The following is a 25302-nucleotide window of genomic DNA, read 5'->3' on the forward strand; positions in this document are numbered from 1 at the left end:
GAGCTGATTGTTTCAAATTGGGTATCCGTCAATTCCATTTAACAAAGATACCTATTTTGTGTTAACACGCCCTAGTTCAGTAGGCCGAAATTTCTCCAAAGACTTTTATATGCCGTTTCCTAGCGGGACAAGTACCATTCATTAAACACAATCGTTTATAGTTCGTTGTTGAAATCGATATCCTATCCACAACCTTTATTTGACCCTGCTATATTCCGCCACCTTATCGCCCAAGTTGTTAAAAACCGCTAGGGTATTGGCATCGGGAAATTTCACTATGGACTTTACCGTACCATACTCCACAGAGGTACTGGTGATGATTCCCAGTTCAAAGGAATAACGGCAGCTATAAGCGTCGGAGAGCGCACAACCATTTTCGGTGGTGGTATACCGTTCATGACTACAAGTTCCATTGGCCTTGTATGTGGCTTTTCGTTCTTTATCACAATCGCCGAGTATATGTTCGGTGCCATCCTCCATAAATCGTTTTTCCAGATACCAGGTACCGATCAGGGAACCATGAGCACTCGGCGCACGATCATTTGGGTTTCCGCCGGTAATCGGTGTAAAACGGTCATCGGTCTTGCAGGCCGTAACGCAGCAGCATACAAAGGCGCCCAGTAGGAGTTTCCGAAAAAAATAGTTTGGCAATAGCATAGTGGATTTACATTTGCCCTAAGGTAGGTTTTCGATCGTGTCTTTCTATCTATCCCTGTAGGGAGATACGATTTTCCGGTGATATCGTTCAGATAACGAGAGGGATTCAAACAATAATTCTGAAATATGTCGTTTTATTTATGACAATTGTCGTTAAATAATGCTATCTTTAGTTTCTAAATAAGGTCTATGTCGTTACAAAAACCAAAAGCCCCCCGGAAATCGATTACCCCCTCCGAATATGGAAGGACAGGGAAGGATATTCCCGTTCCTTTCTCCGGCGAAGCGGTTTCCAAACCAAGTGAACTTTTGGCCGCGGTATCCTACGACTGGAACGACGATGCACGCGGGTTGTTGTTGGTAGCCGTAATTCGCGGTGGTATCGATTACAAGACGTTTGAAAGTATTGCGTTAAAAACGCCCTTAAAGGAAAAGGATTGGGCCATTGTTTTGGACACTACACCACGTACCTTGATGCGCTATAAAAAAGACAACAAAACCTTCGCTCCAAAGCAGACGGAGAAAATAATCGAAATCCAACAGCTGATGCACTATGGCCAAACGGTTTTTGGCGCTACGGCTTCCTTTCACTCCTGGTTGACCCATGAAAATGTTGGTATGGGCGGGGTTTGCCCGATTACCCTGCTGGATACTTCCGTTGGACTGGGAATGGTCAAGGATGCTTTGGGAAGAATAGAACACGGTATTTTGGCATGACGGTATACCGTATCGTTAGGGGTAAATATAGGGAAGACCTTTCCGGTACCGGAGCGGAACTTTTTGGGGGACGCTGGAACAGTAAGGGCACAAAAATGCTCTATACCGCCTCATCCATTGCCCTTGCCATGACCGAGGTAGCGGTACATATCCCCTTCGGTATACTTCCGAAAGGCTTCTTTGTAATTTCGATTACCCTTCCCAAAGTAAAAATACAAAAGGTATCCTTGGACAGCTTGGAAGGCACTTCTTGGGACTCACTCCCTCCTTCCCATATCACCCAACAAATAGGGGACGCTTTTATAAAGAACGCAAAACACCTAGTTTTGGAAGTACCCTCGGTGGTCGTTCCAGGGGATGTAAACTATTTGATCAACCCTTTGCATAAGAACAGTGATCAGCTAAAGATCACGGCCACACACCCTTTTCGCTTTGACCACCGACTGTTTACAACGGAACGATAACTACTTTCTTTTTGGTATTTGAACCTTACTTGGTCCATTTTTATCGTAATACCATTTCAAAACTAAAATGGTATAAGGTGATAAATAGTGCCGTTAGCGATGCGCAATATGCACTGGTTCTTATTAAAAGAATAGATCTTCTAAGGATACAAAAGGACTAGTACCGTTTGATTTTCGGCCATTCCGATAGTACTTGGCATCCGTAACCCTGCATGATGTCCCTATCGATATATCTTTGTCCCATAACCCTTTAACCCGCTTTATGCATTAGAAAATCTATTACAGCTTCCAGCTACTTCAAAATATGGTGCTGCGCTACATTTTTAAATGTAACCGTAGCGGTGCTATGCTTACATTCATAAAATGTCATATTTTATCGCAGCTAAAAGCTTCATTACGAAGTTCTAATGCATAATCCGGGTTTAAACAAATTGACATGCACAGAAGCGTATTTCTCACTCTAGCGGGATGGAGCCCATTGGTATTGCTTTCCTCAAAACCAGTGGCAGACCGAACGCTCGTTGAAAATTTGATCAAAAGATGGAAAGCGAACGAAGCATATACCATGGCGGTGTGGAACGCAATGCCGGATGCGCTATTGGAATATGCCCCTTCTGAACAGCAATACACTTTTGCCCAACATTTTATGCACATTGGGTACTCCAATAATATGTATGTCGGTATCCTCGCGGACGTTGAGACCTATCCCAACTACGAAACATTGAAAGAAGCGGCTTTTTTTATTCCCCGTCCGGATCCCGTTAACCTTTTTCAACCCGATTTTTTTCAACAACGGGAGACCACCACCATAAAATCGATGGTTACCGACTATCTTCGGGCAACCTTTGATTTTGTTTGTACCAACCTCGAAAAATTGAATGATGGACAACTATCCTTAGGGACAAAAAAGACAAAACCATGGTTTTTGGCCGGTCATTCGAACCTCGATCTTGTTTTGCGGGGCGAGAGCCATACCGCGCATCATCGGGCACAAGCAATTACCTATTTGCGTATGAACGATATACGACCTCCGGGATATTCCAAATTGAATCTTTTGGAAGTACCTGCCAACTAGGGGTAAAAACGATATTTCGTCTATTTATGGGTACGTTAACGATACAAAATGTTGACCTACAAATCATAACATTACCATTTTCTTGTGGCAATTCGACAAATCCCTGATTTCAGGGAATGCATCGGCATACAAGGGCATTACTTTTATCATAACTTTATAACATTGTCAATCCTAAACATCCTAAAGATGAAAGTAGTCTATCGCGTATTCCTTTTTGTTTTTGCATCGTCCTTTTTGCTATCCTGTTCCGAACGATCCGATCGGCCCGATAGCGTGCTCAAAGGGTTTATGTTGGCCGGGCCGTATATCGTAAAAAGTTATGGTGGCAAGGCCGAAATTGAAACCTATATGGGGTACGACCGAAGTACGGACGAAGAGGAGACCATAGCCTTGCATAAAAAAACATGGATTTTCTTTTTCACGGAAGCCGAATCGAAAATTTGTGTGGAAACCCTATCCGATTATTGGGATATTACCGATAAGAAGGGGCTTACCGAAACGCTTGACGGCCTTCGTGATGAGCCGTATACTTTCAAGGCTTGGGACTATGCGCGCTTGGTCAATAACGCAGCTTTGGGCTATGGTGCTGGGTATTTGACCAAAGAGGAAGCGCAAGCATACGTTGATCAAACCTTGGTATTGGCACAACAAAACTATCCGGATTGGAAAACATACTTCGGTGATTTTAACAAAGGGCGCAAGGAATGGAACCCTACTTCTCCCGATCTCGCCGAGTTCAACAATTTGGTAAACGCGATCCAAAGCGACGACAACTCCATTTACAAGTACCTGCCGCTAAAGGATTGATTACAGTGGTCTTCCGCCGCCACAGCGCTAAAAGGATATTATACCATTTTAACTTTGAAATGGTATTAGAATAATCGTTAAGGCATGCTGAAACATGGCCATGGCTTTAATTGTTTCAACACTATTTTAGTGACGGAGAAGTTTCCCTATACCCAAATGGCATAGGCGCTGCCATATTGTATCGTAAAATATGGGGGAAATTGCTTTGGTACTGGGCAACATAGCTTTCTTTTTAATGTTTTACTACGAAACCGCACCGTCAAATCGAAAACAAAAAATGACAGGGAAGAAGGGTACCTACCCGGTGCTATCGGCGTGGCGTATAGGTTAAACTAGAATCAAAAGGTAACCTTCCCAGGCCTTCAATGCTTAGATTATCCATTTGAAAGATAGGGGAGTGGGAGCAAAGGCCCCCACGGTTCTCCCATATCATTAATTTTTATTGTTTTCGGTTACTTTACCCTCAAGTTTTCCAAATCGGGAAGTCGTGCCATAATGCCCCAACCGCCCATGCGTTCGGTAAGGGCAAAAACGACCTCGTTACTACCTTTTTCCAGTTCCAGAAACACAGAGTCGAAATAACCAACACTTCCCAAATACCGATAATCCCTCGATTTAAAACTATTGTCGCCAAAATATACGGGCTTTCCGTTTACAAATACGGTTACTTGATCGCTATAGCCAAAGTCGATCCTTTTCAACTGGTCCTTATCGGATTCCAGTAGCACCTTGGCCAATAGCGTGTTCGTTTCTTTACCGACGGCCGCTACCTTTGAAAGGTTCAGTATTCCAAGGGCATCCGGTTCCATTGGCGTATCGGCGGGAACATCCAATTCCTTTAGCTCTTGTATGCCCTTCAGCGCATCGGCCGCGAACGCTTTCGATACCTTCCAATCCCTAATGGTGGTAGCCCGCGTTTTTAATACATCCTCCGATTTACCGGTCAATTTTGGGTTTTCTATTGCTTCATACGTCAAGTTGGCAAAGTATGCACTTCCCAAAAATGTGCCAAAACCGAGGCCTCCGGCCCTATGCTCCCCTTTTAGGTCTTTGATATGCAATACCGGTGTTTCCATATCGTCGATAAATACATCCGCCCGGTTATCGGCAACGATCAATTTTACATGCATCCACTGCCCAAAATTGAAGTGTTTGGCAGCCCAATGGCCTACACCAGTATACAATTGCCAACCGGCATTTCCATTGAAAACCGGGGTATATTGCATGGCATCGGGATTACCGGATTGATGGGGGCGTAAGTAATATTCCTCATAATTCGCTTTATCCAGGATACGAAAATGGACCCCTACAAAATTCCGTATTTGTTCAAAGCTTACATCGAACTCGATAATGCCCGTTTTAAAAACGGCACCTTTCGCTCGTGCCTTGCCTTCTTCCAAAAAAAGGGCATGCCTACCAAGATGCTTTTTAAAGGCATGGTTTTTGGCTTCTATTTCCCAGGCGTCGGCCTCCAAGATCACTACTTTTTTCTGTTGCGCAATCCCTATACTTACCATACAGGTAAATAGCCATAAAATACTGTTGTTAAGCTTCATGTGTTTTCATTTAAGTGATTTTTATTTTAAGAAGTGGTTTACACTTTTTCAATTAGCTAAAAAATGATTCTTTTTCACACTTTTTCACCTTTTTTCCTTTCGTAGCCCTGCTATGCAACTCAAAAAAGGCTTCAAAAGGGCAAAAAATCATGAATTTTCGCCTTAATCCAAAAAGTCTAAATCACTTCTTAGTTTATTCTATCTTTTTCTTCATCGGCGCCCGTTTTTCTTTTGCGCTCTTTTTTTACTCCTTGGTTTCCAAAACTTGCGGCATAGGTTAGTTTAAAAGTGCGCTGGCTGGCATCGAAAGCACGTTCGATAAAGATGTTTTCATCGGGGATGTCGGTAAAACCTAACCGCTCCAAGGAATTAAAAACATCGGAAATGTTAAAGGTCAAGCGGCTTCCTCCCGTAAACTTTTTTTGTATTCCAAAGTTAAAGATGCCCAGGGGTTCGAAGGTGATATTGCCCAGTAACGAACGGCTTTGATAGAAGCCTGAAAGTTCCGTAGTAAATCCGTTTCCAAGGCTGAAGGTTTGGTTCGTGTTTATCCTGAAATTGGTTTGGTCGAACGTATAAGTGCCCAATGCTTCCGTGGTAGTCGACTCTTGCCAGAGTACGGTAGAAAAGTAACGCATTTTCCACCAATTGGTCACCTTTAACGGAAATGACAGGGTAAGGGAAGCCGTTTTTTGGCGGTACAGATTATCCGGAACGATGAGTTGTGTATTCGTATTTGGATCAAATCGATTTTGGAACCTGACAAGGGTGAAATCCTCGTCGGAATATTGGGCGGAAAGACTGATACTTCCCCTTGTATAGGCGGCTTGAAACGTATTTGCCAATGCGGGTCGTAAACCTGCATTACCACCAAAGGATGTACTCGGGTCCAGAAATATGATAAAGGGTGCCATATCACTAAAAGAAGGCCTATTGATCCTTCGGCTATAGGATAGGTTGACACTGCTCCTTTCATTGATTTTTTGATTCCAATAGAGACTTGGAAAGAAATTGTCCAATGTTCTGTCTACAACGTTTCCTCCATTGGTCGTATTTAGTGTGGTAATGGATCTTTCATAACGCAAACCGCCCTTTACAATCGTTTTTTCGGAAAATTGATATTCCGATTGCCCGTATAGCGCAACAATCGTTTCGGTCAAATCACTGGTCGAAGTAAAATTTGGGAAGGTAACGCCATTCTCCGATAGTGCTACGCGATTTTCGAAATCGGAGGCCACATATTTCGCCCCGACACTCAGTTTTGCCTTTTCACTTATCGGAACAGTGTAATCGACTTTACCCACAACGATCTGGAACGGCGTATCCTTTTCACTAAGAAGGTCTTGATCTGAAATAACGCTGCCCGAAGTATCCTGAAATCGCAGGTCATAAGTAATGGGGTTCTGATTATCGAATACTAGGTAATCAATATCCGCATTTAACGATGCCCCGTTATCGAAGCGATGCAACATATTGATATTGGATTGCAAATGCCGCCAATCGTTTACTTCAATATTTAGGGAACGTGCCAAGGTATCGGGTGCTCCTGCCGGTCGAATGGCAGTGATATTAGTGGCGTTCATGTCCCAATTGTTTGCATATCCGGAGAACAGTACCCCCAAAGTGGTCCGTTTGCCGGTAGTGACGTCCATACCCAAGCGGTACGTATGGTTGTTTTGCACTGGATCACGCGTACTGGAAAATTCGGTTTCGATAAAATCGGACCCAACGCCCGTTCTTCTGTCCAAGGTAGTGAACTGTTCCTGTCCGTTGCGCAAGTAGCTATACCCGCCAAAGAGATTGATATTGTTTTTACGATAATTGAAGTTGATGCTTGCATTTCCGGTTTCTCCACGACCATAACCGGCAGCTACGGAATAGCCGCCATTGAACCCTTCATCTCGATTTGATTTGAGCACTAAATTGATGTATCCCGCATTGCCTTGCGCATCAAGGTTCGCCGGTGGGGTAGTAATCAACTCTAGCGATTGAATGGTATCGGCGTCCAAACCCTGTAAATATGAAAACAAGGCATCGGCGGGCATATACTGCAACTTCCCGTTGACCATGATGTTGACACCTTCTTTACCCAGCATAGCGATGGAATTGCCTTGACGGTCGACGACCACTCCGGGAGAACGTTCCAAAATTTCCAAGGCGGAACTGCCCCCGGTATTTACCTTGTTCGCAATATTGATGATCAAACGGTCTATTTTTCTTTCAATTAGGGGTTTGCTGCCCACCACTTGTACCTCGTTAAGTGCAAGTGCCCCTTCGGTAAGGGTTATGGTACCCAAAGCATAAGAAGGTCCGGTAGCGGACAAATCAAAAACCGGAGAACTATAATCATCATATCCGATTATCGATACGGTGACCATATACTGCCCGGTCGTTTTAGCGTCCAATTCAAACGTTCCATTATCATCCGAAATACCTCCTGAAACAAAACTGCTATCGGTCGCCCGTAGTAAGAGGATGTTAGCAAATGCCAAAGGGTTGCCATTAGTATCCATAGCCGTTCCGGAAACCTGATATTGGGCATTGCCAAATTGAAACAGCGATAGAAAAACAACTGGTAAAAATCTGATGTTCGGTATCATTTTCTAAAAGTTTATGTGAATTGGGGTTTATTCAGGTTTGTGACTTTCATGGCCGTAAACGAACGATAACAAGTGCCATAGTTTTATATCTTTGCTACGGAACAAATGTATCTTCCTTCCGTGAAGACCCGTGTACAAAGGGCTAACAAGTCCGTACAAAACCGTACACAATAAAACAAGGCGATGGATATGGAGCATCAAACGGCGCTTACCGCACTTTTGAAAGCGATCGAAGAAAAATTGCAGTGGGGAGCCGCTACCGGTTGGTCATCCTATGATTTTGACACCTTGGCAGGTCAAATCTTGGAACGTACAAAAACCAACATCAGCAGCAACACGCTAAAACGGGTTTGGGGCCGCATCAAATATGACTCCTCACCGAGCGATGTTACTTTGAACACCCTTGCCAAATTTTTAGGACATACCGATTACAGGGCATTCAAAATGACCCTGACCCACCCGAAAGCATCCAACAAAAAAGGACCAAAAAAGAGGACAGGGTTCAAGTGGCCACCGTTCAAATCGAGACCTTCCATGATCTTTGCTTCAGGAGCGATTTTTATGTTGATCGCTTTGATCGCTATTTCTTATTCCTCCAAGGAGGCCAAACTGAATCCCGATGATTTTTATTTTACAAGCAGAAAAGTGACCAAAGGGCTGCCCAACTCCGTAGTGTTCGCGTATCGGGCAGCAAGTGCGCCAAAAAATGCAAAGGTCGAAATTCAACAAAGTTGGGATCGTACCAAAAGGCAGACGGTCAAAAAAAATGATTCGGTGGCAACCTCCATATATTATGATCCCGGTTATTTTAAGGCCAAACTAGTGGTTCAGGACCAAGTGGTGAAAGAGCATGGGGTGCTGATAACGAGTGATGGTTGGTGGGGGAAAATACAGACTCCGGAAAAAACAGTGTACTTGAACGATTCGTCAATCACCAAGCCCGGTATCGTGGCCTTGACCGACTCCCTTTTGTTGCAAAACGGCATTCCTTCCAAAAACGAGATGCAACGCACCGCCTTTCGCTACGTTGATAGTTTTGGAGACCTTCGGGTAAACGATCTGGTAGTGGAAACCCAATTCAGAAATACGGCAACGACCAATCTTGAAGTGTGCCAGATGTCGTCGGTAACGCTGATTATGGAAGGGGAAGCCATCATTATCCCATTTTCCCGGATGGGATGTATTTCCGACCTCCAATTGTACCATTTAAACAAAGGCATCAGCGGCAAAAGTAACGACCTGTCCAAATTTGGTGTCGATTTTGGGGATTGGGTCACGCTAAGGTGTATTTTCAAAAACGATACGCTTACCATAATGATCAATGGTCAACAAGCAATCTCATTACCGATGGGCGGAAGAATAAACAAAATGCACGGACTTATCTATCGTTTTGAAGGCACCGGTACGATACGGTCGTTATCCTTGAAAAACGAAGAAAAAGCATATTTCGATTGGCCGTTGGTAAAATAGGGAGTTTTGTAAGGGGAGGTAGCGGGTCGTTACTATTTTACGGCATCTCGACCATTGGGTACAAGCTAACATTTTAAAAGCGGTACGGGCAGGATATGTTACCGTTTTTCTCAGTAGTGGTTTTAGACCGGAAAAACACGTTACCAAACTCTGGATGACGGTGGCCCCTGGCCCATGGTCTAGAACTTTCCACTGGCAACGAAGATTTCTTGCAATTGCTCGGTGATCGTGCACGAATCCTTTGGAAAGAAGATGTCGTAGTAAACGCTACTGCCGACAAAATGGTAGTGAACTACGCGAACAGCTCTTACTTCACTGCCAGCCCGTGTTACGACAAGGGCCAAAGCCGCCGTGTATTTTTATAAGGTATTGGTACGGCTTAATAAAGCGCCATCATTGAACGATAGGTGTCTGGTAGTTCCATAAATATACCCATCGTTTCGTTTAAAAAGGTATCCCGACCATGGTTAGGAGACCTTTTTTTAATATTTCGTCTTTTACCGGTACATTCCCAAATACAATCATTGCCCGAGCTTGAACGCCTAAGATTGCCCATGGTAACCCCTAAAAAGAGGAGTTTGGTCGCTTTTCGCGAAGCTGTTTGAAAGGGCCGGCAGGATAGGACATCGAAACCGCGGTTTTCACCACCTATTCGGTCCGCGTTAAAAACAAAAAAATGTAAAAGCCTTTTATGCCAAGGATAAAAGCAAATTTAACACCCGTCCAGTGCAAAAACAATGACCAGTTCTTGGTCTGTTTTTTGGCCTTTTAAATTTTCAGCTGGTCTCCATTTCTTCTGGGTTTTAGTGATGAGTTGGAACATTGCAGTATCTATGGAAGGATACCCGGAAGTACCATCTAACATACAATTTTTAATAGCACCTTTTTTGGTGATTCTAAAAGATAACTTGAAGGGGCGTAGCTTATCCATTTCCGCCACGGCCCGTACTTCCTTTGTATTTTCTTTGAGATATTCGACAAGTGCTTCCTTACCGCCTTCATATTGCGCTTGCTTTTCGGGAACAGGGGCAACATATCTGGACATCCCACCATTTGCCTGTTCGTTCGGTAGTATGGTATAGATAAAGTCGGGTATGACTTTCTCCGCTGCCGTAACGGCCACCGGTGTGCGGACAACAAGATGCTCGGCAACCGATGGTGCTACCCGATTTTCATCCGAATTGTTACCGCCTATCACACCAAACGCCATTAATAAAAGGGCTACAAGTACTGCTGAAAAAAATAAAAACGTCTGTTTCATATCTGATATGTTTTAGTATTGTTATTGTTGTCAAAGCTAACGTGGATAAGGGGTTTGCTAGGTAAACCAAATGTAAAATGATGTAAATTTTGTGTAAAACAATTGAAACTTTCTCCGATATAAATAGTTTTGTAACATGGCCACAAAACAGTTTAATAAAATCGGGTTCACTTTTGTGTGCTTCTTGTTGTTTTTTTCGAAAGGCGTTTCACAATTTCAGGACGAAAAGCATATAGAAGCGGCATTGCGAATGATGGGGCATCGCATTCTATTGCGTTCAGGGGACAGTGTTTCCCGAATATTGCCCATAAAAAAGGAGAATGATAGCTTTAGGATCCAATTCGAATCCGAATTTGAATTCTACCCTGAAGAACTGGTAGCAACCATTGATGCAGTTGTCAACGAAACGGGGATGCCATCCAATTATGTTGTGGAAATTGTGCAATGCGAGACCAATGCCGTAATGTATAGTTATGCCATGGGCGATTCGGAACAAACGAATATTATCCCTTGCAAATCAAGGGTACAACCCAAAGCGTGCTATTCGCTTTTGATTACTTTTATCGCTTCGAAGGTACCAATGGCATCGGCGAATGACGTTGTTCGAGGTACCCCTTACAAATCGTCTTCCCAAACGGGTTCTGTAACCAATTTTCTTTTGATAGTACTGCTTGTTTTTAGCCTTGGTGGCCTTGTTTATCTGTGGAAAAAAAGACGCTACAAAAATAACGACCCCAATTTGATCGCTTTGGGCGAATACCGGTTTGACACCAGGAATACGGAGCTATTGTATAAAGACCAAAGAACGGCGCTAACCGGCAAAGAGGCCAATCTACTCCTTGTCCTTTTTGAAGCGGTGAATACCATCGTGGAACGGGAGGTCATTTTAAACAAGGTCTGGGGAGACGAGGGGGACTATGTCGGTAGGACCTTGGATGTTTTTATATCGAAATTGCGCAAGAAATTCGAAGGCGACCCAAAGGTAAAAATAATGAACATTCGAGGGGTGGGGTATAAGCTTGTCATCGCCGTATAGCCATGGGGAGTACTATCGCTTTGTATTTGGTGTTCAAAAAACAAGACCGAAAAACTACAGAAATGTCCTCGTTTACAGGTGTTCCAATACAAGAACCTAAAGTAATACACCGTAAACGGATGTGTTTGGGCATTCCATTCTCAGCGCGTAACCTTTTGTATTTTTTTTTCTTCCTTCAACTTTCTAGCCAAATACGAAACTCCTTGGTCGTTGAGGCGCTGGTAACAACATGTTCTTTAAGGCCTTTAATACGCAAAGCGAGTCTGTTGCTTGAATAGGGTTCAATTTTTTCGATATGTTCGACCCCGACAATTTGGCTGCGATTTATTTTAAAGAAATATTTCGGGTTCAGTTCTTTGATCAAAACACCGATGCTCTTTGAAATACTGTGCAATTGCCCCTTGGAATCGAATAGCTTACAGAAATCCCCATTGGCTTGGATCAGCCCAATTTCCGAAGTTTCCAACAATTTGATCCCATCATTTTTTTTTATGGCAAAACGTCTTTTATAGTGTTCATCCTTGGTTTCCAATACTTCTTTAAGCTGATCGTAGATATTCTTTTCCAGCGATTTGGGCTCAAACAGTATATCAAATTTTTTCAAGGCCGCCTCCAAGTCGCTCTTTTGGTAGGGTTTTAAGATATAGGCAATTCCGTTGGCTTGGAAAGCCTCCAGCAAATGTTCATCATAGGCGGTACAGAAGATGATCGGGGTTTTGGTATTGACACTTTGAAAGATATCAAAAGCATTTCCGTCCAAAAGTTTTATATCCGAGAGGATCAGATCATAATCCGGATTCTTTTCCAATAACGCGATACCGGCTTTTACCGTTCTAACGTTTTCCAAAGCAACGGATTTCCCAAAATAATCTACCAAGTACTTCGCTAATTTTTTCTTGGCAGGTATTTCGTCTTCAACTATGAGTATTCGCATCATTCTTTTCGTACTAGTGCACTAGGCTCAATAAAGGTAAGGTTATGGAAAAGCTATTTTCGGTGGCTTCAATTTGCACTTTTTGGTCGCTTAACAGCTGATATCGCTTCTTCAAGTTTTTCAGGCCCGTTCCCATTGATTCTACTTTCCCCTCTTTTTTGGAAACAGTGTTCAATACGTTTATAAAGCTTTCTTCAATAAAAATTTTGGTGGAAATGGTATTGCCATCCAAAGCGGCATTATGTTTTACTACGTTCTCCAAAACCGTCAACAGCGATCCGTTCGGCAAATAGTTGTTCAATGGTTGTCTGTTTTTGATGATTTCAAAATCGTAATCGTTTCCGAAACGGGTTTCTATCAAATAAAAGTAGTTTTTTGCCAGCGCAATTTCATCCTCCAAGGGTACTACATCTTCATCTTTGGTATGGATCAAATAGCGGTACAGTGCCGCTAAATGTGAAATATACTCCTTTACTTTTTCTTTTGACGAATACTCCACCAACGCATCGATCGTATTCAGGCTATTGTATAAAAAGTGTGGGTCGTATTGCGAGCGAAGCACTTTGAGCTCCAATTCTTTCTGACTGTTTTGAAGTTTGATGTTGTCCAGTTTATTCTCGTAATACTTTTTCCCCAGTACTAAACCGAGCAGCATGAACGCATCGGCGCCCCTATTAAAGTTTTGAACGAGCATTATTTGGGCAGAAGGCAATTCCCATGGTACTTCGGCCGTATAATAATCCCTCCACATATCTAAAAAACCAACGCCTTCCCAAGTAAAAAAAGCCAACACGATAAAAATCAGATAGTTTTTTCTAATCACCAAGTATTCATTGATAAGCCATCTAAAAATGAAGAGTAAAAGCAGGTTTTTGATAATATATCCGGGCAATCCCGTTGCGATTTCGAAAAAGGAATAGTCCTGAACATTCCATCGGTATACCAACCATATCGATCCGGCTATAAAGTAAAATAGGATGAATTTATAATCGGATGTATTGAACTTTAAACTGTTCATATTGCTGCGTTTATTCCCTAGGAAAAACAAGATACCATTTATCTTGTTCGCCCGGAATATAATACCATTTCTGAGGTTAAATTACCATTAAAAATTGTTCTTTCCCGTGTATGCTTCTAAAGGAACTCATTTAGACTTTTTTAATTGGCTAAAAAATTGTCCTTTTTCGCTCGACGCGCCGGCCGGCTCCTCATCAAAAGCCAAATCATTGGCTTTTTCTTTCGGCCCTGCCTTTTTTCCTCTCGTAGCCCTGCTATGAAACTCAAAAAAGTCTTCAACAGGCCTTTAAATCACTTCCCGAAGCATCGGGATCGCTTCAATCCAAAAAGTCTAAATGAGTTCAATAAAAGCTAACCATGGCTACGGCTATGCATGGATTTTTCTTTTTCGCCTACCCAAAAAATCCCTGGTTTTTATTTGCGTAATTTAACCTCAGAAATGGTGTAATTTGCTATGGGATCATTAAATGCTGGAGCACTGACATTGGTAATTGGGACTGATTGGCATTTGTGAACATTACATACCCCCACTTTGCCTCTGGGGCAATTATAAAGATGCTCGTATATCCGGGGTTGTTTCCGCCATGCCCGTAGGCGTTGCCAAAAGGCATGGTAGCTTTTGCAAAACCAAGCGTCCAGTCGGTTACGCCGGCCTGTGTCTGTGGATGCCCCTCGGGCAGTACCACCTGTGTTTCAAAAAGCGTTTCATAACTTTCTTCGGCCAAGCCTTCTTTTTGGATCAAGGCGATCAACCATTTGGAAAAATCCATGGCTTCCGTATGGATCGAAAATGCGGCTCCGAATGTTTTTGGGTCCTCATCTTCGGCAACGACCTTTTCATCGATGTAACCATTTGCTTTGTTTTTTAAATTTTCAGCATCTTGCACAAATTTGGTGTATTCCAGGTTTAAGGATTGTGCCACGCGCTCTTGATAAGCGTTTTCCAGTCCAGCATCATCGGTGTCCAAAATATGGGCCAGTACTTTGGCCAAATACTGATAGCCTTCCCCGGAATATTGAAAAGCGCTACCGGGTTCAAATGAAATGAACAGTTTATCGCCCTCATGGTCCGATCTCCAGTTGGGAAATCCGGTGGTGTGGGAGAGGACCATTCTTGCCGTAATTTTTTTATATCGCGCGTCATCGGCAATGTCCGCATAGGGTAAATATTGGTAAAGCGGCTTGTCCAGATCCAGTGTTCCCTCTTGTACAAAACCCATAACGAAATAGGCAAATAGCGGTTTTGATAGGGAGGCCCCTTCGAATATGGTTTTGTCCGACACCTTCTGCTTTGCCGATACGTCGGAATACCCATCGACCAAATGGTAAACCACTTCCCCATCATTTATAATCGCCATGGAGAGCCCAGGTACCCCAGCCAGTTTCATGTTTTCATGAACGAATGCCGTTATCGTAGCGGAAGAAACTTCTTTACCGACCAGGTTTTTGAAGGTTTTTGGGGCGGTACGGGTTTGGGTATGCGCTGTATGGGAAAGTAACAAACATAAGGTTAGCGCAAGGGATGATGCAATTCTACTAAAAATGAATACCATAATTGATCGTTTTTTGATTGATGGCTGCAAGATATCCATGAACAACAGGTATCAAAAACAAGAACAGTTAAGTAGGCCGAATTACAGGTTGAAGTACTTGAAAATTGGGTTAAGGTTACCCTTTGTCCTAAAATCTGAACAGTGATCGACCTATTGAACACCAATGCCTTTTGTGTTTTTCCTTTAAAAAACCATGGCCTGCTTATTTGCAAAAGCATCGATAAGAACGGGATGAAAATGCTCCTAGTTTATCAATTGCAATTTCAAATTGGCTTCGAACGAACAACCTGAATTTTTCCGGTTTCGGTTGCAAAAAACAATAGGGGCTCCTCATTTTCTGGCGCTAAGAACAGTATTCTTCAATTCCCTTAAATTCCTTTTAAAGGATTTACTTCCCTAAGTTTTTTTCTGGACTCTTGGAAAAATCGTACGCTGCACAAGCCCAATACCGGGCAATTCCCCCAGAAATCAAACATTCTTCGAGCACCTCTTTACCTCTTGTTAATTCGTTTTACAAGCACTAAGTCATCCCTTTGGATGTTTCCCGATCGTGCAACTATTTAAAACCTGCCTTGTCCTTGGAGGTGCAATGCAGTAGTTGGGAAGTTTGAAAGACATCCAAAAAACACCCTTTCATTTTTGACTACAGTACGTACTTCCACAAATAAATTAAAAAACAGAATAATGAAAACAATATCCTTAAAAGCGAAAAGTATCGACTACCATCATTCAATTTCAAAAGTGATTTTAATGACACTTTTATACCTCCTAACCGTCTCATGCTCCAATGACGATAACGAGCCCCCGGTAAAGGAAGAAGAACCTGCCGTTGCGATTACCGAAATATCCCAGGACATCAAAGACCTTATATATTTTAAAGGTGATGAAAAGGCCGCTACGGTACTGATCACTGTGCCAGGTGGCCCCAGTACCGCATTCGCAACCGATTTGGTAGACGATTTTTCACCACTTCTCATTCCAAAGGAAATTTTGACCGTAACGGTACATCAGGCGCAAACCCTGGATTCTACCATCGTAAAAGGCAATGACATCACGTTGGACCTGGCGGTTGGCTTCAATACCCAAAGTATCGAGGCATTGGACAAAGTGACCGCCTATTTTAAAAACCAGGGCCGGACCGTTTATATTTTAGGATTTTCTTTTGGCGCGTTCGTAACACAGGACCTTATTGCAAAAAAAGGAATCGACAGTGCTGACAAGTATCTTATTGTTTCGGGTAGATTGGATATGAACGCTATTATTTGGCAAGGGGCGGCCGAAGGAAAAGGTGGATTTTTTGAAAATGGGGTTACGCCCATCATAGCAGCGGACCCTAATCCCAGCGTAAAAGAAAGAAATTTAAACAGGATCGGTGCCGGATTTTTGATGAACCGGTACACCCAACTTTTGAATACCGTTCCAGACCTATCGGACCTCACTTACATTTATGGGGAGATGGATCAGGCCGTCGGGCGTCTTACCGATGATGAAATTCAGTTTTTAAGGTCGAAAAACGCCCAAATACTTGCTGGACCCGGAGATCATGATACCACTTTTGGAGAGTTCATCGTACAAGGTTTTAAAGCGGCCTTCGGAATTGAAATAGTCCTCTAGCCCATAATTCCACAATTCAAAAAGATGAAACAATATACCATTATATTTCTATTCGTTTACGCTGTACATTTTCAGGCCCAAAGCCAATTTGATGGTGCCACCTTTTTAGAAAGGACGGCATTTAAAATAGGGTACCATGGAAATGTTTTTTCTGATAACGGACTGCATCTCGGTGCCGAATATCTGTGGAAGGAGAAAATTAGGGTCAAAGAAAAAAGAAAAGGCCCAAAGACCATCACCCATCAACTTTTGTTCAATGGAAGTATAGGGTATGTTACAAACTTTACCAACCGAACGGACAATGGCCTACACACCCATTATGGGCTTATATGGCGAAGAACAAGTCCAAAACGATGGCAGTGGAACTTAGAGGTCAATCCGTTGGGCTATTATCGTTCCTTTCTTCCGGAAACTTTTGAGGTAAAAGGAGATGAAGTCTCCAAGGTTCAATTTCCGGGAAGAAGCTACTACGCACCGTCCGTTGCCATTGGTATCGGAAGAGATCGCCCCGAAAAAAGACGTTCAGGCTGGTATCTTAACTTGAATTGTACCCTAAGAACACCCTATAATGCGGGTACATTGCCCACTTTCTCCGTACAATACGGTCATCGTTTTAATTTTAAAAAGAAATAATCATGCAAAAAATCATACAAAACCACATAAAACGAATTGCTATCGCTCTCATGGTACTGGGTATCGTCTCTTGTTCCAAGGAGGATGTAAACCTTAACGAGCTGGACGAAACTATTTTCGTGCGGCATAAAAAAGCCGATATGCCCGCTTATATCCATGGTAATGCCGCTGAAAAAGTGTTCCTGATCATATTGCATGGTGGGCCCGGAGGAAACGGATTGTGGTACCGGGTAAACTCCATTAGAACCGAAATCGAGAGAAATAACGCGGTGGTCTATTTTGACCAAAGAGGGCATAATAATGCGCAGGGGAATTACTCCGAAAAGGAGGTAAGCATCGATATCATGGCCGAAGATGTTGTGGCTTTGGCAAAGGTGATAAAGGCGAAATACGGCGAGGGTTCCAAACTATTTTTAATGGGCCATAGTTGGGGAGGTACGTTAGGGCCGGCGACCTTATTAAAAAACCAGGACCTCTTTTCCGGATATATCAATGTTGCCGGTGCGCATGACCCGAAAGGGCTGTATGCCGCATATCGGACGGTCCTACCAAGGGTAGCAAATGAGCAAATCGCTTTGGGGAATACTATTGAATTTTGGAAAAACACGTTGGATGTAGTCCAAAATTCCGATGCGACAAATAGTTTAACGGGATTTAGCAAATTAAATATCGCTTCACATCAAGGAGAACAAAAACTGGAGGCGGACAATGTCATTAATGCGCCAAAAGCGGATTATGGCGATGATCAACCATCGAACAACCTTTCAAAAATACGCTGGAACAGCGCCCAAATACAAGATATTCTAATTGATGAACAAGGGCTTTTTCAGAAGGTTACATTTACGGATAGCTTAGCTGAAATTACGATACCCTCCCTCGTATTATGGGGTAAATACGATCTTGTTGTCCCTACCGTATTCGCCCAAGAGGCTTTTGACAATTTGGGCGCTAACGAGAAAGAACTCTTCATTTTTGAGAAATCGGCCCATAGTCCTATGTTGAACGAGCCCGATCTTTTTTCAGCCAAGGTGATTGCGTTTATCAATAGGCATAAGTAAACCATTCGAAAGTGTTGGGAATTGGCTGTTCGCAATTTTACATGACAACTAATTATAGCGTACAGCTAAGGTGTTGGATCGGAGATGCGTCTATAGACCTATCTATTCTTGAGTGTTCCGCATGATATACCTTAGCTATGGAAAAAGCTAAGGTATGATACATAGTTTCTCTATTTTTTTTCTTCTAAAAAGTTTCCTTAAAAATGTAATGGAATACGCTTTTTGTTGAAACCGAGGTACAAGATCCACGAAAACCTATTTCTAAAAATAATAACCCAAGGAGTAAAGGGCAGGGGAGTAGGTGCAAAAAGGGTATGGAATGGTCGGCTTAACATATAAGATTAATGCCGGACTATGGTGTGCCATCAATCATTAAAACTACAATTACGAATAATATAAATTTGTATATTTATTGCAATTACGAATAATATGAAAAATGAAGAAAACAAAACTTGGAGAGTTTGAAGAATTAGTACTGCTCACGGTAATTGTATTACAGGAAGAAGCTTATGGTGTCGAAATAAAAAAAGAGCTTGAGACAAGGTTGAATCAAACGTTGAGCGTAGGGTCAATACAATCTGCTCTCAAACGAATGGAACAAAAAGGGTTTTTGACTTCGGAATTTGGTGAAGCGACCAACAAAAGAGGAGGGAAGCGAAAACGCATTTATAGTGCCACTTCTTATGCCCATAAAGTACTTAATGAAATAAAGGAAATAAGAGAAGCGCTTTGGAAATCGATCCCTCAACCTAAATTCAGCTTGCTAGGCATATGAGTAAGAAAAAGAAAAATATGCCGCCACATTGGGCTCTAAAATTCCTGAGACTCTTTATAAAGCGGGAGTATATTGAAGAAATTGAAGGGGACCTCGAAGAAACTTACCACATCAACAGACAAGAATCTTCTACAGTTCGAGCAAATTGGCGCTATGTTATTGAAGTATTCAAGCTATTGAGGCCTAATTTAATTAAAAGCTTGGCTTGGAATTATTCAATAAGTCCTGCCGGTATGTATCAGAGCCACTTCAAAACAGCTGTTAGAGGTCTAAAAAAGAACTTCGGTTTTTCAGCAATCAATATTTTCGGTCTGTCCCTAAGCATAGCTGTTGGTATTTTAATGATTTTACTCATTTCCGAACGCTATTCTTTTGATGATTTTCATACGCAAAAAGACCGGATATACAAGGTTACGACCAACCGGGTTCAAGGCACTAAAGGCGAGGAGGTACAGCTTAGTACCGCTTCCTACTATATTGGAAATCAACTCAAAGAGCAGGTTCCAGGTATTGACGAAGTGGTTTTTATGAAGGCGGACAGGCTTTCAGCGGATTTTATTACCGAAAGAAAAGCTATCAGCATCAACGGGTTTTACGCCTCAGCTTCTTTTTTTGATGTGTTTTCTTTTGACCTGTTACAAGGTAATCCACAAACCGCACTTTCTGAACCCAATAGTGTTGTATTGACCCGATCTTCGGCAAGAAAACTGTTTGGCGATGCCGACCCCATTGGTCAGGTTTTGAACGTAGAAGAAAATGGAGACTTCAAAAGTGTTGTCATAGCGGGCGTTGTGGCCGACCCCCCAATGAATTCCCATATGCGTTTTGATGTACTGGTCTCTTTATCCACAGTGGTCAAACCTTTCAGTGAAACAGCAAATGATATCAATAGTCCTGACAATACGAACGATGTATCGGTTTACCTTTTGCAAAACGAACAGGCCAAAACCGAAGATATTATTGGTGCGATGGCCAACCTTATGGGAGATTATAATAAAACAATCGAGCATCCCATTAGGCATTCTTTACAACCTATGGAAACGTTCGTTACCAGCAATACCTATGCGAATAGAATGGGGCCCATGTTTTCCGAACGTAAAATTAAAATTATGCTGGGCCTTATGCTGATTATACTCATATCGGCGTGTTTTAATTATACGAATCTGTCAATGGCCCGTGCTTTGAAGCGTTCAAAGGAAGTTGGAATCCGAAAAGTAATGGGTGCCAGCAGGTCTCAAGTTTTTACACAATTTATTATGGAGGCCTTGGTTCTCGCATTTTTGGCCTTAGTGGTGGGTTTGGCTTTGTTTTATCTAATAAGACCGCAATTTCTCGACCTGCCAAATCCGGCTGCAATGGGTCACGATATGTTTTCCCTAAAAATCAATTACATACTTATAGTGTATTTTATTGGTTTCACTTTTATTGTTGGCCTGCTTGCAGGTTTTCAGCCCGCATTTTTACTTTCAAAGTATAAGGCCCTCAATGCATTTCAGGATGCCAGTAAGTTTACACTTTTTTCAAAAGGTGTTAACCTAAGACAGGTGTTGACCGGTTTTCAATTCGCTATTTCAATAGGACTCATCGTCTGTGCAGTTTTAGTGTTTAAGCAATACAAATTTAGTTTGGATTACGATTTAGGATATTCTACCGAAAGTATTGTAAACATTCCCATAGAAGGAGATTACATCAACCTGCTTGAAGCCGAGATTGCTAAACTACCCGAGGTTCTTGAAACCTCAAAGTCTTCTTGGGTATTGGGCGTGGGAGGTGATGGCATGTCCGTCGGGATGGTAATGTCAAAAGACAATCCAAAGCCAACACCCTTTTTAGTGAATCAAGTAGATGGTTCTTACCTGAGAATGCACGAATTATCATTTCTCGCAGGTTCGGGATTTACAAGGTCATTGGATGAGGGGCAAACTCAAAATCACGTCATTATTAATGAAAAAGGCTTACAAACCTTAGGGGTAGATTCAGCAGCTGATGCCATTGGTAAAACTATTTTGCATAACGGTAATTCACTTCAAATACAAGGCGTGGTTGAGGACTTTATTAGCATTGCACTTACCAAAGAAATATTTGAATCGTTCGCTTTTGTGCAGGCCAATGAAGCAAGCCAATACAAATCGCTAAATGTAAAAATCTCAAGTGCAAATTTACAAAGCAGCTTAGCAAAATTAGAAGTCGCGTATCGCAAACATGATGCTATCCACCCTTTTGAGGCGCATTTTTATGACGACCAGATAGCGAAGGTGTATGAACGTGAAAAAACGACTTTTACAATTGTTTCCTTTCTTGCTTTTTTAGCCATCTGTATTTCAACATTAGGGCTGCTAGGTATGGCAGTTTATACCCTTGAAAGCAGGAAAAAAGAAATCAGTATTCGAAAAGTCTTAGGTGCAAGATTGCAAAATCTATTGCTGTTACTTTCCCATGAGTTTTTAATTATTGTATTGGTTTCAAGCGCAATAGCTATTCCTTTAGTACTATATATTGTTGACCGTATGGTGCTAAACGATTTTATACATCGAATTGAAATAAAGGTGTCCGACTCACTTTCAGGTTTAGCCATAATGCTATCGATCGGCCTTTTAACCATTGGCTGGCAGATCAGGACGGTGTTTATAAAAAATCCTACGGACGCACTAAAAAATCAATAAAAGCAACCTGATGCGTATAAGAATAATTTTAGGTATGAGTGTTTTGTTTCAGTTTTCGGCGGCTGCACAAACAGTAGGGTCATTTACTGATGAACGTGATGGTTATGTCTACAAAACGGTCACTTATGAGATGAAACACGGTAACGATTCGATATCCACAATGACCTGGATGGCGCAAAACTTAAACTACAAAACAGAAAGTTCGTATTGCTATGATGATTATGACGCCAACTGCGGGATTATGGGAAGACTTTATATCTGGTCTGCGGCAATGAAAGCTTGCCCGGACGGTTGGCATTTACCAGATGATAGGGAATGGAGGCAGTTAGCTGATCTGTTTGGCGGTGTTAACGTAGCGGCAAACGCTTTAAAGAGTACAAGTGAATTATGGCAACAATGGGCTCAAGGAACCAATAAAAGCTTGTTCGCTGCAATGCCCTATGGACACGGCACTGTAGGCAGTGGTTATTTCGCTTTCAAACTAAATGCCACTTTTTGGTCGGCAGAAGACATTAATGGTGCATATGCTTCTGATTGGGTTCTGAGTGATTGGGAGAGAATGATAAGATACAACGGTAATAAAGCTACAGCCGCTAATTCGGTACGATGTACTAAAGATCAATAGCTAATAGTAGCATCTTATTTTTACTATAATTTATAAAATCTAATGTTCCGCGTTATGACACTTTGCTTTGGTAAACGGCATAAAAAGGGAAGGTCTGGGAGACCTTTTCTTTTTTGAGCGAGATGAAGCGCTGGCCTTTTCTGCACTTCGCTATCTTTAAATTTTTCTTCTAAAAAATTTCTCTGAAAAGGTAGTAGAGCACTTATTATGCAAGCCGACGGTAGGAGGGGAGTGTAATCTGTATGAAATGGTATTTAGCCTGCATATTTGATTATTTTAACTTTTAAACAGATATTGCAAGAAAACAGAGTTTATTTTGAATTAAATTGAAAATTACAATTTGTACCATGAAGCGAAAAATAAAGTTTGTCAATTGTTTATGTTACATCGTGATTGTTATTTTCGCTAGTTGTTCTAAAAACGATGACCAAACAAACAATATTGATAATTTTTACAACGGTGCCGATGCTACCTCGTCAATTGATAAACTCGAAGGGGTTTGGACTATTTTAGGGGTCGAATTCGATGGTAGGCTTGTTGAAGTGCCTGTCAATTATGAAAATTGTGGACGTGACTTTTTCGTTTACTCCGAAGGTGGCACCTATACTGAATATTTATTTCAAAGTAGCGCTTGTGAACCCCAGATTAACAGGCTGAATTATGAGTTAAATAGCGGTGTCATTACATTAAAAAGCGCATTAGGCCAATCTGATGATTTTGTTCTAATCAAGTTGAATAGTGAAGAACTTGTATTTAAATCGAGGTTTGACATCGATGAAGATGGAGTCTTGGACGTTATAGTACTGTATGCCGAAAAATACGAAGCTACTGAATATGATTTAGTAGCCGAATCCTTTGTTCAAAACGGTGATGAAGCATTTGAAAATTTAATCAGTTTTGTATGGCAGCCTTACCAAGGTTTTAATCAATTTGATAGATACGAAATATATAGAAGCGCAGGCGACAATTGTTCAAAAGCAAATTCAGAATTAATAACTACAATAACAAATCCAGAAATAACAGAGTTCACAGACCTTTCACCTCCAGTTGCAGAAAAGTTCTGCTATTTCATTAAAATTTATACTGACAAAGGGTTACTGGCTGAAAGCCTCTTACGGACAGTTGAACCTGGTTCTAACATACAGATTGAGGCAGTTTCCGTGTTCGAACCCGTAGTATTGAACAATCAAATTGAATTGAGTTGGGAAGAATCCGATTCCCCATATTTTTCTCATTACGAGGTGGTCGTTGCTGACAATGCAACGACCAGTACACCCCAAGAATTTACCATAGCAGTGATAAATGATAAAGCTGTTACTGCATATACCGATACGAATCCACCATATTTCAAGAATCCTATATATCGGGTTTTTGTGTATAACATATTTGGAAACAAGAGCGCTTCAACCAGTAGCGAGGTTACCATTTTTTGGGAAGTACCCTTTAAAAGAGACGAAGTTATTGACTTAGATCAGATTAATAGCTATGAAGTTGATAAGGAAGAACCTGTAGTTTATTTTTATGGACGCAACAGACAGAATAATGATAATCCTAACATTTATCGCTACAATTATAGCACCCTTCAGACGGAAAGTATTTCTGATGTTAGTCCTCCTGTCCTAACGGGTATTCCAATTAAATTATCCCGTTCTCCCAATGGTAAAGAAATAGTCATAAACCAAGGTATAGAATTATATTTTTACGATGCTGTTTCTATGGAATTCAAATATGCTATTGATCCCGAAGAAGTATTTAGTATTTCTGATTTCACGTATTTCGAAGAGCTAGATTTATGGATAATTACGGATAGTGATGCCATATATACTTTAAAAAGAGATAACACGAATTTACGCTTTGTTGATTCACGCCCTCACTTTAGCGCGCATCATGGAAGTGGCAGATATCAGGCTTTTGTTCTGCAAAACGATAGATTACTTGTAGGCCACGCATCAGAACCTAACAGTATGGTTTACACCATTGATATGGACGGTACTATTTTGAGTACGGAAACGGTAGGCATCAAGGTTAACAACTGGAATAATGATAAAACCTTATTTAACTTTCAAGATGAGTATGTTTTGGACTCAGCTGAAAACAGTTTGTATTCTACAGCATCCTTTACGTTTTTAGAATCGTTTGAAATGCCGGTCTACCCGTCTGGTACCAGTATTGACGGACAGGAAATATTTGGCACAAATAACGACCCAGACTGGCAAATAACAAATGAGAGTCCGCATAAAAAAGAAGCTGTTATTTTAAATCGCGACAGTAACGAACTCACAGAAATAGAAACACTCGGTTATCCTCATGTCATATTCCAAAATTACAGCGGTGATATCTTTTCCATTTCAAAGGGTTTGAAGGCAAAAAGTCTAACCCAAAATTATAGTGAAATTCCAAGTATTTTTGTTGAAAAAATCCAAAGAGATTAGAGGCTACAACTTAAGCATGAATAAGAATTTTAAAGAATAACTTATCGCAATTTTACATAACGTCGGATTATGGAACATTTTTTTCTATAATGTCTTGCGTTATGAAACTTTGCTTTGGTAAACGGGATAAAAAGGGAAGGTCTGGGAGACCTTTTCTTTTTTGAGCGAGATGAAGCGCTGGCCTTTTCTGCACTTCGCTATCTTCAAATTTTTCTTCTAAAAAGTATCCTCTCATAAGGTAATAAAACTGAGGCACGAGGTTCATGAATTCCTTAAAAAACGTGAGTTCGACGTAAAGAAAGAATTTTTTAGATAGGAAAAAAGCAGAATATTTAGTAAATTAAAGTGTTGAATT

20 protein-coding genes are annotated in these 25302 nt (G+C 41.5%); 13 read left to right on the top strand and 7 right to left on the bottom strand.

Annotated elements, in window-relative coordinates:
• Positions 1-195 precede the first annotated feature (195 nt).
• Positions 196-657, bottom strand: a complete 462-nt coding sequence (locus ACRD7P_RS19960; protein WP_430909538.1) for a lipocalin family protein — start codon at positions 655-657, stop codon at positions 196-198.
• Between the two features lie 189 nt (positions 658-846).
• On the opposite strand from ACRD7P_RS19960, the gene parS reads away from it, so the two are divergent.
• From parS to ACRD7P_RS19980, 4 genes are all read left to right on the top strand, one after another.
• The gene (gene parS, locus ACRD7P_RS19965) at positions 847-1374 is read left to right on the top strand and encodes a type II RES/Xre toxin-antitoxin system antitoxin (protein ID WP_430909539.1); all 528 of its coding nucleotides are present in this window, start codon (positions 847-849) and stop codon (positions 1372-1374) included.
• Positions 1371-1838 (top strand): RES family NAD+ phosphorylase, encoded by a 468-nt coding sequence (locus ACRD7P_RS19970; RefSeq protein WP_430909540.1) that lies wholly within the window; start codon positions 1371-1373, stop codon positions 1836-1838. Before parS ends, ACRD7P_RS19970 begins: the two co-directional genes overlap by 4 nt.
• Before the next feature lie 436 nt (positions 1839-2274).
• Positions 2275-2913, top strand: a complete 639-nt coding sequence (locus tag ACRD7P_RS19975) for a DinB family protein (RefSeq protein ID WP_430909541.1) — start codon at positions 2275-2277, stop codon at positions 2911-2913.
• A 186-nt stretch (positions 2914-3099) separates the two neighbouring features.
• Positions 3100-3720, top strand: coding sequence for a DUF1266 domain-containing protein (locus ACRD7P_RS19980; protein WP_430909542.1), 621 nt, complete (start codon positions 3100-3102; stop codon positions 3718-3720).
• A gap of 452 nt (positions 3721-4172) precedes the next feature.
• Here ACRD7P_RS19980 and ACRD7P_RS19985 read toward each other — a convergent pair whose 3' ends face one another.
• Positions 4173-5276: a hypothetical protein gene (locus tag ACRD7P_RS19985; protein ID WP_430909543.1), complete on the bottom strand. Its 1104-nt coding sequence runs from the start codon at positions 5274-5276 to the stop codon at positions 4173-4175.
• A gap of 188 nt (positions 5277-5464) precedes the next feature.
• Positions 5465-7876, bottom strand: a complete 2412-nt coding sequence (locus ACRD7P_RS19990; RefSeq protein WP_430909545.1) for a TonB-dependent receptor domain-containing protein — start codon at positions 7874-7876, stop codon at positions 5465-5467.
• Positions 7877-8065: 189 nt separating this feature from the next.
• Here ACRD7P_RS19990 and ACRD7P_RS19995 point away from each other — a divergent pair, with 189 nt between their 5' ends.
• A complete protein-coding gene (locus ACRD7P_RS19995) occupies positions 8066-9346 on the top strand; it encodes a hypothetical protein (RefSeq protein WP_430909546.1) in 1281 nt (426 codons plus the stop codon).
• A gap of 712 nt (positions 9347-10058) precedes the next feature.
• Here the strand turns inward: ACRD7P_RS19995 and ACRD7P_RS20000 are convergent.
• Entirely contained in the window at positions 10059-10607 is a 549-nt protein-coding gene (locus ACRD7P_RS20000) for a hypothetical protein (RefSeq protein WP_430909547.1), read from the bottom strand.
• 136 nt (positions 10608-10743) lie between these two features.
• Between ACRD7P_RS20000 and ACRD7P_RS20005 the strand changes: the two genes are divergently transcribed.
• Positions 10744-11643: a winged helix-turn-helix domain-containing protein gene (locus tag ACRD7P_RS20005; protein WP_430909548.1), complete on the top strand. Its 900-nt coding sequence runs from the start codon at positions 10744-10746 to the stop codon at positions 11641-11643.
• A gap of 175 nt (positions 11644-11818) precedes the next feature.
• Here the strand turns inward: ACRD7P_RS20005 and ACRD7P_RS20010 are convergent, their stop codons facing one another.
• The 3 genes from ACRD7P_RS20010 to ACRD7P_RS20020 all read right to left on the bottom strand — a co-directional run bounded on the left by ACRD7P_RS20010 (position 11819) and on the right by ACRD7P_RS20020 (position 15147).
• Complete coding sequence (locus ACRD7P_RS20010) at positions 11819-12580, bottom strand: LytR/AlgR family response regulator transcription factor (protein WP_430909549.1); 762 nt, start codon at positions 12578-12580, stop codon at positions 11819-11821.
• Positions 12581-12590: 10 nt separating this feature from the next.
• On the bottom strand, positions 12591-13595 hold the full coding sequence (locus ACRD7P_RS20015) for a sensor histidine kinase (protein WP_430909551.1): 1005 nt from the start codon (positions 13593-13595) through the stop codon (positions 12591-12593).
• A 451-nt stretch (positions 13596-14046) separates the two neighbouring features.
• Positions 14047-15147, bottom strand: a complete 1101-nt coding sequence (locus ACRD7P_RS20020) for a serine hydrolase domain-containing protein (RefSeq protein ID WP_430909552.1) — start codon at positions 15145-15147, stop codon at positions 14047-14049.
• Between the two features lie 684 nt (positions 15148-15831).
• Between ACRD7P_RS20020 and ACRD7P_RS20025 the strand changes: the two genes are divergently transcribed.
• The 7 genes from ACRD7P_RS20025 (at position 15832) to ACRD7P_RS20055 (ending at position 24947) form a co-directional block, all read left to right on the top strand.
• Positions 15832-16761, top strand: a complete 930-nt coding sequence (locus ACRD7P_RS20025; protein ID WP_430909553.1) for a hypothetical protein — start codon at positions 15832-15834, stop codon at positions 16759-16761.
• Positions 16762-16785: 24 nt separating this feature from the next.
• Complete coding sequence (locus ACRD7P_RS20030; RefSeq protein WP_430909554.1) at positions 16786-17394, top strand: hypothetical protein; 609 nt, start codon at positions 16786-16788, stop codon at positions 17392-17394.
• Between the two features lie 2 nt (positions 17395-17396).
• Entirely contained in the window at positions 17397-18452 is a 1056-nt protein-coding gene (locus ACRD7P_RS20035; protein ID WP_430909555.1) for an alpha/beta fold hydrolase, read from the top strand.
• Positions 18453-18888: 436 nt separating this feature from the next.
• Positions 18889-19227: a PadR family transcriptional regulator gene (locus ACRD7P_RS20040; protein ID WP_430909556.1), complete on the top strand. Its 339-nt coding sequence runs from the start codon at positions 18889-18891 to the stop codon at positions 19225-19227.
• Positions 19224-21890, top strand: coding sequence for an ABC transporter permease (locus ACRD7P_RS20045; RefSeq protein ID WP_430909557.1), 2667 nt, complete (start codon positions 19224-19226; stop codon positions 21888-21890). The genes ACRD7P_RS20040 and ACRD7P_RS20045 overlap by 4 nt, the downstream gene beginning before the upstream one ends.
• Before the next feature lie 10 nt (positions 21891-21900).
• Positions 21901-22515, top strand: a complete 615-nt coding sequence (locus tag ACRD7P_RS20050; protein ID WP_430909558.1) for an FISUMP domain-containing protein — start codon at positions 21901-21903, stop codon at positions 22513-22515.
• A gap of 347 nt (positions 22516-22862) precedes the next feature.
• Entirely contained in the window at positions 22863-24947 is a 2085-nt protein-coding gene (locus ACRD7P_RS20055) for a hypothetical protein (RefSeq protein ID WP_430909559.1), read from the top strand.
• Positions 24948-25302: the final 355 nt, after the last annotated feature.

It is taken from the genome of Maribacter sp. 2-571 (assembly GCF_050589625.1).
Taxonomy (GTDB): domain Bacteria; phylum Bacteroidota; class Bacteroidia; order Flavobacteriales; family Flavobacteriaceae; genus Pelagihabitans.